11 protein-coding genes are annotated in these 12,220 nt (G+C 49.7%); 1 reads left to right on the top strand and 10 read right to left on the bottom strand.

Annotated features, from left to right (window positions below):
* Positions 1-2: 2 nt before the first annotated feature.
* Positions 3-752, bottom strand: a complete 750-nt coding sequence (locus AK966_RS14895) for an electron transfer flavoprotein subunit beta/FixA family protein (protein WP_099079406.1) — start codon at positions 750-752, stop codon at positions 3-5.
* Between the two features lie 515 nt (positions 753-1,267).
* Here AK966_RS14895 and AK966_RS14890 point away from each other — a divergent pair.
* Positions 1,268-1,612 carry a c-type cytochrome gene (locus AK966_RS14890; RefSeq protein WP_182852696.1) on the top strand — a complete coding sequence of 115 codons (345 nt, stop codon included), beginning with the start codon at positions 1,268-1,270 and terminating at the stop codon, positions 1,610-1,612.
* Between the two features lie 257 nt (positions 1,613-1,869).
* Here the strand turns inward: AK966_RS14890 and AK966_RS14885 are convergent, their stop codons facing one another.
* The 9 genes from AK966_RS14885 to AK966_RS14845 all read right to left on the bottom strand — a co-directional run bounded on the left by AK966_RS14885 (position 1,870) and on the right by AK966_RS14845 (position 12,217).
* A complete protein-coding gene (locus AK966_RS14885; RefSeq protein ID WP_099079409.1) occupies positions 1,870-2,904 on the bottom strand; it encodes a ferredoxin--NADP reductase in 1,035 nt (344 codons plus the stop codon).
* A 27-nt stretch (positions 2,905-2,931) separates the two neighbouring features.
* Entirely contained in the window at positions 2,932-4,152 is a 1,221-nt protein-coding gene (locus AK966_RS14880) for an acyl-CoA dehydrogenase family protein (RefSeq protein ID WP_099079410.1), read from the bottom strand.
* 310 nt (positions 4,153-4,462) lie between these two features.
* Positions 4,463-6,028: an amidase gene (locus tag AK966_RS14875; RefSeq protein WP_119464448.1), complete on the bottom strand. Its 1,566-nt coding sequence runs from the start codon at positions 6,026-6,028 to the stop codon at positions 4,463-4,465.
* A 1-nt stretch (position 6,029) separates the two neighbouring features.
* Positions 6,030-6,908: an SDR family oxidoreductase gene (locus AK966_RS14870; protein WP_099079412.1), complete on the bottom strand. Its 879-nt coding sequence runs from the start codon at positions 6,906-6,908 to the stop codon at positions 6,030-6,032.
* A gap of 37 nt (positions 6,909-6,945) precedes the next feature.
* Positions 6,946-8,097: an acetyl-CoA C-acetyltransferase gene (locus tag AK966_RS14865; protein ID WP_119464447.1), complete on the bottom strand. Its 1,152-nt coding sequence runs from the start codon at positions 8,095-8,097 to the stop codon at positions 6,946-6,948.
* Positions 8,097-9,167, bottom strand: a complete 1,071-nt coding sequence (locus tag AK966_RS14860) for an acyl-CoA dehydrogenase family protein (protein ID WP_119464446.1) — start codon at positions 9,165-9,167, stop codon at positions 8,097-8,099. Before AK966_RS14860 ends, AK966_RS14865 begins: the two co-directional genes overlap by 1 nt.
* An 8-nt stretch (positions 9,168-9,175) precedes the next feature.
* Positions 9,176-10,327: an acyl-CoA dehydrogenase family protein gene (locus AK966_RS14855; protein ID WP_119464445.1), complete on the bottom strand. Its 1,152-nt coding sequence runs from the start codon at positions 10,325-10,327 to the stop codon at positions 9,176-9,178.
* A gap of 18 nt (positions 10,328-10,345) precedes the next feature.
* A complete protein-coding gene (locus tag AK966_RS14850) occupies positions 10,346-11,122 on the bottom strand; it encodes an enoyl-CoA hydratase family protein (RefSeq protein ID WP_119464444.1) in 777 nt (258 codons plus the stop codon).
* Complete coding sequence (locus tag AK966_RS14845) at positions 11,123-12,217, bottom strand: nitronate monooxygenase family protein (protein ID WP_119464443.1); 1,095 nt, start codon at positions 12,215-12,217, stop codon at positions 11,123-11,125.
* Positions 12,218-12,220: the final 3 nt, after the last annotated feature.

Raw genomic sequence — 12,220 nt, 5'->3', positions numbered from 1 at the left:
CCTTAAAGAACCTTTGCTTCGTTCTTAAGCTTTTCGATTAGCTCTTCAACACTTGAAACCATCACGCCACCTTTGCGCTGCTCAGGAACGGCATAAGACACGGCCTTAAATCGAGGTGTGGTATCAATGCCTAAGCTTGCTATATCGATGGAATCTAAGGGTTTACGCTTTGCCTTCATGATATTCGGAAGTGAAGCATAGCGAGGTTCATTGAGTCGTAGGTCACACGTCACAACTGCTGGTAAAGGCATGTTCAATACTTCCAAGCCTGCGTCAACTTCACGTGTCACGGTCAGTGAATCACCATCCACGATAATCTCAGAGGCAAACGTCCCTTGTGGCCACTTAAGTAGCGCCGCAAGCATTTGACCAGTTTGGTTGCTGTCGTCATCAATCGCCTGCTTACCAAGCAACAATAGTTGTGGCAGCTCTTGCTCTGTCACCGCTTTTAGGGTTTTCGCAACCGCCAGAGGCTCGATGCCATCTTCGGCAAGAACATGAATGCCTCTGTCAGCCCCAACCGCCAATGCGGTTCGAATGATATCTTGGCAACCTTGACTGCCGATACTGACGACGACAACTTCAGACGCGACACCCGCCTCTTTTAGACGAACCGCTTCTTCTACCGCAATCTCGTCAAACGGATTCATGGACATCTTTACGTTATCAAGATCAACACCTGAGCCGTCTGACTTCACTCGCACCTTAACGTTGTGATCGACCACTCGTTTGATGGGAACCAGAATCTTCATGTATTACTCCCTCATTTGTACATGGCACCGATCATTGCTCTTAGAATCTTACGTTTAGCAATCATCGATTAACCGGGTTTTCCGTAAGTTTCACCAAGGGTAAGAAAAAGTAACGCGTTAAACATCGTCCATTGAGACTAGCGATAACTGTTGGGAAACAGTGAAACACAAAAAACCAAGACAAGAAAAAGCGGCCATCTAAAATGCCAACACCTATCAGCCATCAACTGTTATTGGTACCAATACATTACTTGCGTACGAAAACATGGTTTCGTGCCATCGGTTTCGTCATTGATGAGATTAAGGGCTCATCAAGTTGATCAAAAAGGCTGCGAATGTCGCTCCCAGTGAGCAATGTCCAAAAATAAGGAGAACAAGATGACAATGACACGCCGTAGATTTTGCATGACCACAACGTTCAGCCCCTTTGCAGCGTTGGTCTTATTGACAAGCTATAGCGATCTCGCCAGCGCTCAGTTACAACCCGCTTGTTGCGATGATAGATGGGATCCCGAATGGGCTCAGTGAGATATGTGGGCCCCGGGCATGATGAATATTGGACAACGAATGACAAGGCATTGAACTTTTATGCACTCAAACATTCCACAAGAATATCTCAATGTAAAAAACCATTTGCACAAAAGCCAGACGCGATTCGTGAAGGTGGCAAACTGTATCAACAGAAGTGTGTACGCTGTCATGGCACACAGGGGATGGGAGATGGAAAAATCGCCAACTCATTAAATCCCTCGCCCGCACTTTTAGCGTATATGATCCAAATGCCTATGGCGGTGGATGGGTATTTACTTTGGTCAATCTCTGACGGGGAAATTGTTGGGCACAGGTATGCCTGCGTATAAAGGCCAGTTATCGCAGAATGATATGTGGTAAATCATTACTTATATTCGAGCAGGGTTCCCTTCAGATACTCAAAGCGAGCAGAAATAATTCACCTGAATACGGGATAAGGAAGCCTGTGAGCCAATAGATATCATTAACTTATGCTTTCTTGGTTGGTCGTTCTAATATTTCGATATCCAACGACGTAACACTATCCTTAGGTAACAAAAACGGGAAGCGCTCACTTCCCGTTTGTTACTGTTTACACGAAGTCTCTTTAAGTAAAGCGAATCTTAGCTACTTTAGAGTGTGGGATCGCTTGGCAACTCAAAATCAGCTTTTGCTTGATATCACGCTCATCTAACACCTCATTAACCAGCATGCTGACATCGCCTTCTACCACTTCACACATGCACGAGGCACAAAGCCCGCTGCAACAAGAGTAAGGCAACTCGACCCCAGCTCGCTCGGCAGCGTTCAATAGCGTCTCGTCTGGCTGCCATGGGAATTGATGCGTTTCGCGTCCAATTTCCACCGTTGTGTCACAGATTGAGCTAAGCCCATCATCCGATGACATCTCAAGCACTGGCTTACTGTCAGCGGATGGCGCAACAAAGCGCTCTAGGTGAATCGCCGACTTTGGTATGTCAACGGTCGATAGCGCGTTTTCTACCGCGTCCATGAAAGGTGCCGGCCCACAAATGAAAACCTGAGCTGAAGATGACATTGAACTCGCGAGCGATGTCAAAAAGGACTCACTCGGAATACCACTCAGGCTCTCTAGCAAGTGAATCACTTCTAAGCGCTGTGGGTAATCCGCCTGCAAACTTTTGAGCGTGTCTTTAAAAATCACCGACTGCTCATCTCGATTGGCGTAAATAAGGCGAATGCGTGCATTGCCTTTAACCAATGCGCTTCTCAATATCGAATAGACCGGGGTAATACCACTTCCCCCGGCAAACAGTAACAACTCATCATCAAAGCTTTTCGGCACAAATACGCCAGCAGGCGGCATTACGTCGAGCACATCACCTGGCTTTACGTTGTCACACAGGTAGTTAGAGACTCGACCTCCTGCCACACGTTTAACCGAAACTTGCAACTCCGTATCGAGTTCAGGTGAACTGGACATTGAGTAACAGCGGACCTGATCGCCTCCTTCCCACGGTACACGCAGCGTAAGGAATTGACCTGGCTTATATTGGTATAATGTGCGAACGGACTCCGGCACTTCAAACTGCAATGAAATCGCCTCTTGGGTCTCTTGAACGACCTTCTTAACCACAAGCGCGTGATAATGAGCTGCCGACATAGATTATCCTCCGATAACTGAGATTAATTATACAAATGGGTCCATGTTTGGCATACCAAGCATGACAGCGCCATGTGCACGCATATAAGCATCTGTGTTGTTGGCAATGTGACCACGAGCTTGATGAATATCGCGGAAAATTCGTTCAATAGGATTAGCACGATACAGACCAGACGCAGCGCAAGCACGTAATAAGGCATCCACTTGCTCTGCACAAAGCTTAGGCACCGCTGATGACTGAGCACGCTGCAGTAAACGTTCATTTACGTCTAGAGTGCGTCCATCGCGAATGCTCTCTACAATGCGACTGTAGTTTCTAAATAGCACCAACTTTAGCTGATCACTGACCATCATCGCATCGCATACTGCAAATTGAGCATTCGGGTCTTCGGCAGTTTTGCTGCCGTGCTTACCGATATGCGCGCTTGCTCGCTCTCTAAACTCGTTGATAGCACCATCTAGCGCACCAATACACGCCGAAGAAACTGCACGTTGGAACACTTGAGTAAATGGAATCTTATACAGCCAACTCGGGTTAGTCGCTCGACCTGGACAGCCCTCGTCACTGTGATTGTTTGTACGCTGAGTGCGATGCTCTGGCACAAACACACCTTCAACGACAATATCGTGACTGCCTGTAGCTCTTAGGCCATGAACATCCCAGTTTTTCTCAATGCGGAAGTCTGACTTAGGCAGAAGGAATGTCGTGTGTTCTAGGTCACCACTGTCATCATTTTTTGGTAGCAGTGCACCAAGGAAGATCCACTCACAATGCTCACAGCCACTTGAATAGCCCCAACGACCCGAGAACTGGTAACCGCCTTCTACTTTTTCTGCTTTACCAACCGGCATATAGGTTGATGCAATTCGAGTGCTGCTATCGTTCTGCCACACATCTTGTTGAGCCTGTTCTGGGAACAACGGCAGTTGCCAATTGTGAACGCCAATCACGCCGTAAATCCAAGCGGTAGACATACAGCCTTTGGCCAGCGTCATTTGAATACGGTAGAAAACACGTGGGTCAAGTTCGTAACCGCCCCATCGTTTTGGTTGCAATACGCGGAAAAGACCCGCCGCTTCGATGTCAGCAACCGACTCGCTAGGCACCTTACCATCAAGATCGGCCTGTTGGGCGCGTGCTTTCAGTTTTGGGATTAAAGCCGTTGCTTTTTCAATAAGATCAAGCGCCTCTGGCGTGAGGTAGTCTTCGTTGACGGCGTGTGCGGTAATTTCTTCATAGATTGCCATGTTTATTCTCCTAAACACCCCCGCCAAATCTCGACGGTTTCGGCGTTACTCTCTTTGATTAGACGCTAAAAGATTTCCACACTTCCTGTAGGCTCTCATCGTCAATACGGACTAACTCCCTATTCGACACCAGGATTCATGACGGTAAAGCGATAAAACGACACGACTTGTGACAAGCGCACATGATGAATCGCGGGAAGAGAGTAGAAATAGAGGATGAGAGCGGACAAACAGAGAGAAGGCTACAACGCGGTTACTAAAAAACAATCGTCAAAGTAATCGCGTCGCAAGCCGAATTTACGTAAAAAGTTTAGATGGTGCTCGGCATACGATCATGCCAAGACAGTGCGGTTTCGAGCTGCGCGGCTAAAGAGAGCAGTAACGCCTCTTGACCGAATCCAGCCGCGAAGTGCATACCAATCGGTAGATTATCCGCATTCCAGTGTAGTGGAACCGACATGGCCGGTAAGCCCGTCATGTTAAACAGCGCAGTAATTGGGGATGCTTTGATCACCTCACGGACAAATGCGTCATAAGGCTGATAGAGACTTAACTCACCAATTTTAGGCGGAGGCCCTGCGGTGACCGGCGATAAGATCACATCATATTGATTGAAAAACTGATCAAATGCCTTACCGCCTTGGTCAAAGGCGCTGCGTGCGTCATACACTTGTTGAGCTGTGAACGTTTTTGCACGTTGAATATGCTGCCAGACAATAGGAGAAAACTCTTCCTTAGTCGCCGCGCGGCCGAGGGAAGCTTCTCTGTCTCGAACAGCGTGTAAAACACCACTCGATGTTGCCACACCCATCCCACTGAACATCGATTCGATTGGCAGTATAGGCGCCGCTCTCTCGACATGGTGACCCAAAGAGGCCAATAAGGCAGCGGTTTTATTCACGCCATCCAAGCAATCTTGACTGATGGGCAATCCGAATGGATGTGAATCCATAATGGCGATATTCAAACGCTTAGGCGGACGTTTTACGGCTTCAAGGTAATCGTGTTGCTGATGAGGTATGCGTGACCCGGCTTCTCGACCACTGGTCAAAGCCAGCAATTTCGCGGTATCTCTCACCGTGCGGGTGATCACGTTGTGCACCGATAATCCCATCCAGCCTTCCATATGTTTCGGGCCCATCGGCACCAAACCACGACTTGGCTTTAAGCCGAACACACCACAATGGGAAGCGGGAATACGAATGGAACCACCACCGTCACTGGCATGCGCCGCAGGCAAAATGCGCGCAGCCACAGCAACCGCGGAGCCACCGCTCGAACCACCGGAGGAGTAGCGAGTATCCCAAGGGTTTAACGTATCGCCATGCAGCTGGGATTCCGTCGTCGCGGTTTGACCAAATTCAGGGCTGGTCAGCTTAGCCAATATGTTGAGCCCGGCCGCTTGATAACGCTCGGTCAACGTCGAGTTTTGAGTCGCACGTGCGTTTTTATAAAACACGCTGCCATTCGTAGTTACTGTATCTTTCAGCTGAATATGCAGATCTTTAAGCGCGAAAGGCACACCAAGTAATGGTGATTGCTGATAAAGAGCGTCACGCTCTTTGCTCGATTTAGCACTCAGTTCACTGGCACTCTCACGTGCCCGTTCGAAGTGGTTCACCGATAACAAATTGAACTGTTTGCGTTTTTCAAACCTTGCCGTTGCCGCATCAAATAGCTCTAAAGGGGTCACTTCACCTTTTCTGAGCAGCGAGGCCATGTCTGTTACATCCCACCCTTCATACTCAGGCAGAGGTAGCGTTGATCCAGAGATCGACGAGGCGTTTGCAGTAAAGCTAAGGCCAGAGGCGACTAGTGCCCCTGTCCCCAAACCACCTTTCAGTAACTGTCGACGACGGCGGTCTATATTTTCCATATTAACTCCCCCACACCTTTTGTGCAGGCTTGGCATCATTAAGTAATGAAGTGATGGCTGGGCCAACTTGGTCCATTTCCCACTTCGCGCCTTTATCTGCTGTTACGCCAGTGCGCCAACCGTCACCTAGCGAGATACGGCCACCCTGACTCTCGAAGATTTGACCAGTGACATGCGATGACTCCGTACTACCAAGCCATACCACAAGTGGTGCAACGTTTTCTGGTGCCCATAGATCAAAGCTGTCGTCTTCTGGCTTTTTCACCACGTCAGGCATCGCGCTTTCCGTCATATGAGTACGTGCTGCAGGCGCTAGTGCATTACTTGTAATACCGTAACGTCGTAATTCAGCGGCTTGAACAAGGGTTAAGCTCGCAACGCCACCCTTAGCTGCCGAGTAATTTGATTGACCGATCGAACCCTGTAAGCCCGCGCCTGAGGTCGTATTGATAATACGAGCGTCAACTGGCGTGCCTGCCTTGGCGAGATCACGCCAGCGACGCGCCAAGATATTCGCAAGACAGAAGTGACCTTTAAGGTGAACCTGCATCACTTTATCCCAGTCGGTTTCCGTCAGACTCACGAACATTCTGTCGGCCAGAATACCCGCATTATTGACCAACACGTGTACTTCACCGAATGCCTCAAGTGCCGCATCGACAATGAGCTGTGCGCTTTCAAGCGAAGTAATGTCATTACTGTTTGCAATCGCTTTACCGCCCGCAGTGACAATCTCATCCACAACCGCTGCTGCCGCTTCATGGCGGATATCATTGACCACCACATTGGCACCTTCTTTTGCAAATGCCAACGCGTACGCTTTACCAAGACCACCGCCTGCGCCTGTGATGATTACCGTGCGTCCATTACACCATTCCATTGTCTCTCCTTAACTGGGTATCCCGTCTGTATTCTGTTTAAAGTCGTTCGATGATGGTGACATTGGCGACGCCGCCACCTTCACACATCGCTTGCAGACCATAGCGTCCACCACGACGCTCAAGCTCATGCAACATTCCTGTCATTAGCCTAGCGCCAGTTGCGCCAAGAGGGTGTCCCAGTGCAATCGCGCCGCCATTAACATTCATTCGATCGTAGTCACAGCCCGTTTCTTTCATCCAAGCCATCGCGACCGATGCAAACGCTTCATTCACTTCGGCGATGTCGATGTCACTCATTTCCAAACCGGCTTTTTCTAACGCCACTTTGGTGGCAGGGATGGGTGCCGTTAAGTGCCAAATTGGGTCATCACCCAACACACTTAAATGATGAATTCGAGCACGTGGCGTCAGGTTGTAGCGATTCAACGCTGCTTCTGAAACGATCAACAGAGCAGCTGATGCGTCACAGGTTTGGCTTGATACAGCGGCGGTGATCGAGGGGTAATCTTCACCAACAGGCTCCAACTCAGCCATTTTCTCAATCGATGTTTCTCTTGGCGTTTCATCGCGTCTTAGCCCAGCGAATGGTACGATTTCTCGATCGAAGTAGCCCTCTTCTCGAGCGACTATCGCACGGCGGTGACTTTCCAGAGCAAACGCTTCCATCTCTGCGCGAGTAATTCCCCAATGGTCAGCGATGCGCTGAGCGGCATAGAATTGATCCACGGGTGCATCGCCAAAGCGGGCTTTCCATCCCTCACTCTCAGCAAATGGCGTGGTAAAACCAAGCGGTTGCCCGGCCAGCATGGCAGAAGAGATAGGTATTTGGGTCATGGTTTGTACGCCACCCACGGCGATCACATCTTGTGTGCCACTCATCACCGCTTGCGCGGCAAAATGGATAGCCTGCTGAGAAGAGCCACATTGGCGATCCACCGTGGTACCCGGTACATTCAGTGGTAAGCCCGCCGCCAACCAACTAGTTCGAGCAATATTGCCCGCTTGCGAACCAATGGTGTCCACACAACCAAAAATCACATCATCGTATTCTTGGGCAGGAATGTTGTTGCGTTCGACCAGTGCTTTTAGCACATGAGCGCCTAGGTCCATCGCGTGTACGTGAGCTAAGCTCCCTTTGCGTCGTCCCGTTGGCGTTCTTATTGCGTCTACTATGTATGCTTGTGCCATTAGTCTCTCCCGAATGTAGATGCAGGGCCTGCAGTCTCTAATGCGTTGGCCAGAGAAGTATGTACGAAGTCGGTAACTCGCTGCTGATGGAACGCTTTTGAACCCCAGTAAGATTCCAGCGCCCATGTACGCTTCATGAACATCTGTAAATCCACTTCCCAGGTGTAACCCATCGCACCGTGAACCTGAATGCCGTGCTTTGCCGCTAAATGCGCCGCTTTGGAAGCAAACAGTTTTGCTTGAGAAACGTGGAACTCAACATCAGAGTGACCAGATTCCAACGAGTATGCTGCGCGGTACAAGACCGGACGTGCAAATTCAATCTCTTTCGCCACATCCGCCAAGTGGTGCTTCAGCGCTTGGAAACTGCCAATCGCACGACCAAACTGTTTTCGTTGCGCTACATAATCAACCGAAAGATCGAGCATACGTTGCGCAAGTCCCAGCAGTTGCCCAGCGGTCGCTAATGTACCACGGTTAAATAGCTGGTTTTTTATCGCCTTACCTTGCTCATCGCCAACCAATTTGGTTTCAGCACTTGGGTGCCATGCCACTTTGGCTAAACGTCGAGAGGAGTCGATACTGTTGCAGGCTTCGATATCGACCTGATCACGCTTAACGGCATGAAGATCATCACCATCAAACATCAGTAACAAATCAGCCTGGTGCGCGTCAGCAACTAATGCGTTAACCGGATGCGAAACCGCAACGCGTAACGCTCCAGATGCAATCTGCTCAAGCCACTCATCACGTTGGCCTGAGGTCGGTAACGCACTCAGTAAACCAACTGCGGTATAGCCGGTGTCAGCAATCACATCCGGAATGCAGTAATAGCCGAGCTCTTGAGTCAATAAAGACCAAGCAACATCGCCCATACCAATGCCTCCGGCCTCTTCAGGAACCGAGACCGCAAGTACCCCTTGCTCGGCAATGTTGGTCATCAATATCGGTGAGCGGCCTGAATCGGTCTCCCAAATCTCTCTTAACACTTCAGGGGCGGTTTCCGTCATCAGAAAACGGCTTATCGCTTCCTGGAAGGCCAACTGATCATCTGTGAATGTAAAGTCCATTTCTCACCTCAACTTTTTGGTAGCGCAAGCATACGCTCGGCAATGATGTTGCGTTGAATTTCGTTCGTTCCTGCGTAGATAGGACCCGCATGAGAAAAGAGGAAGCCTTCTAGCCATTTCGAACTTTGTTCTCCTATCAGTTCGCCTCTCGCACCGAGAATTTCCATCGCCAGCTCATGCATTTTTAAATCCAGCTCTGACCAAAAGATTTTGTTTACGCTGGATTCGGCGCCGATTTTTTCGCCTTTACTGAGTCGCCCCACTGTGTAGTACGCCGATAAAGCGTAAGCTTGTGCATCCGACCACGCGTTGGCGACTTCCACGGCAAGTTGTGGATTTTGCTCAGCATGCTGCATGTTTTCGTGAAACAATTTGATCAGCTCGCGAGCCGTCTGCTGGAATCGAGCGGGTGAACGCAGCAACAATCCACGTTCAAAGCCCGCGGTCGCCATCGCTACCTTCCAGCCTTGACCTTCGTCACCGATGCGGTTTTCAACCGGCACACGTACGTTGTCAAAAAAGATTTCCGCAAACGCCTCTTTGCCGTTCAGTGCCTTGATTGGACGGATAGTCACACCCGGCGTGTCCAATTTCACCATGATATAAGACAGGCCATGGTGGCGTGTCGAGTCTGGTTCACTGCGAAACAGGCCAAAACACCAGTCGGCAAAAATGGCTCGAGTTGACCAGGTCTTCTGGCCATTAATAACGTATTCGTCACCGTCACGAACTGCTTTGCTGGTGATGGCCGCCATATCAGAGCCTGCATTAGGCTCAGACCACGCTTGAGCCCACATGTCTTCGCTCGATGCCATGCGAGGCAGAAATTGCTGCTTTTGCGCTTCGGTGCCAAAATCAATCAACGTTGAGCCAAGCAGTAACTGGCCATTTTGGTTAACACGCATTGGCGCGCCTGCACCGTAATACTCCTCTTCGAATATCAGCCAATCAATCAGGTCACAACCGCGGCCACCGAGCTCTTCTGGCCACATCACCATAGAAAGGCGCGCGTCAGACAGTTTTTTCTCCCACGCACGATGCTGTTCAAAGCCTTCTTTGGTGTCGTAGCTGGCTAATGGCTCACGAGGTACATTTTCAGCGAGCCACTGGCGTACTTCGTCGCGAAAAGCTCGTTGTTTATCATTAAAAATTAGTTCCATGGTGGTTTATGTCCTCCATTACACATCGAAACGCGCTTCACGTTTTTCAACAAACGCGCGTCGTGTTTCTGCTGAATCTGGACGAGTGTAAGCTTCCAGTGTAAATCCTTGTTCCCAACGGTATTTAGCTTCTAAATCACCATCTTCGATACCGTTCAGTGCCTCTTTTGCGATGCGTATCATCGCCGGGCTTTTCGCTGCGATCTTGCTTGCGATCTCTAACGCGGTTTCTCTTAACTGAGAATGAGGAACGATACGCTCAATAAAGCCATAACGATCCGCCTCTTGTGCGGTCACCGTTTCGCCAGTAAAGAACATGTAACGCACTTTTTGTACTGGGAATAGGCGTTGTAGATGCGCGCCACCGCCCATCGCACCGCGATCAACTTCAGGCAGGGCAAAAGTGGCACATTCCGAAGCGATGACAATATCAGCCGCACCAGTAATACCAATGCCACCGCCAAGCACATAACCGTGCACCGCGACGATCACCGGAACCGAGCTACGATGCACCGCTTTAAACGTGGCGTAGTTACCCGCATTCACTTGAACAATACGCTCTGGGTACTGATCCAGCTCCTTAATATCAACACCGGCACAAAAGCCACGTCCTTGTGATCGAATCACAATCACTTTAACCTGCTCCTCATTGCCAAGCTGGTCAATCGCTTGAGCTAACGCAAGCCATTCATGGCTGTCCAGGGCATTCACTGGCGGCTTTTCAATAACAAGCTCCGCAATTCCATTATCGATAACGATGCTAAACGCATCGATTTGATTATTTCGTTGTGTCATCTAACTCACTTCCTTGTGCATATAGATAAAATGGTTGGCATTCTCCTGATACAAGCGGTTTAAACACTGATCCGCTTCTTCCGCAATGCCGTGAATAAGCTGCTCAGCAGAAACCAGTTCATCAATCGCCGCGGCAACCTGCCCACTTGGTAAAATACCTTGATCAGGGTGACCATCAACCATCGAGTGTTGTAACAACACTGGCTGATTCGCCGCCATAACGGTTTGTGACAGCTCTGCTGGATCTTCTTTTAACGCTTTAAAAAATACACTCAGCATATGCAGGAATGTCATGTTGGTTTGCTTCTTCCATTCCCATGCACTTTTAAGGGCAATCAGAAGACGTCCCATTGCACTCGATTTTTCAAGCTTTCTAATCAGGGAAGTGGCAATCATTCGGTGTCTAAGTCCGTCCACCGCAGTGGTGACTTGAATTTGTTGCGGGTCTCTGACGTTGAGATAACGCTCCAGCGTCGCACTCGGTGTTGGCGAGTCCGTGGTCATCAAAAAGCGGGTGCCCATCGCGATACCACAGGCGCCAGCACCTAGCGCCGATGCCAAACCACGCCCCGTAGAAAAACCGCCAGCGGCAATCACTGGCACATCAACCGCATCCAACACTTGAGGAAGCAAAATAGAAGATGGAACGCCACCAGTATGGCCGCCACCTTCAGCGCCTTGAATGGTGATCATATCGGCACCGAGTTTCACCGCACTCACCGCATGTTTTACTGCACCGACGGTTGGGATACATAGCACCCCGGCAGCTTTCAAACGCGCAATGGTTTCTTTATCAGGACCACGACCGTAACTGATCGCTTTCAGTTGGTATTCAATGGCCAAGTCGACACATTGCGCAGCATTTTCCTGAAACATATGGAAATTGAGACCAAAGTTTCGGCTGCCGGTGTGAGAGATGACACGCTTAATCTCATCTTCCAAGTCATCTGGGTTAATGGTTGCACCAGCCAGAAAGCCAAAGCCGCCTGCATTTGTGGTGGCAATCACTAGGTTTGAATCCGACACCCACCCCATTGCCGTCTGCACAATTGGGTATCGACAACCGAGTTTTTGGGTGAGCTCTGTCTGTAACATGCG

Source organism: Vibrio sp. PID23_8, assembly GCF_003584965.1.
Lineage (GTDB): Bacteria > Pseudomonadota > Gammaproteobacteria > Enterobacterales > Vibrionaceae > Vibrio.
Note: the sequence above shows the minus strand (reverse complement) of the source record. Positions and strands in the feature narration are given on the sequence as shown.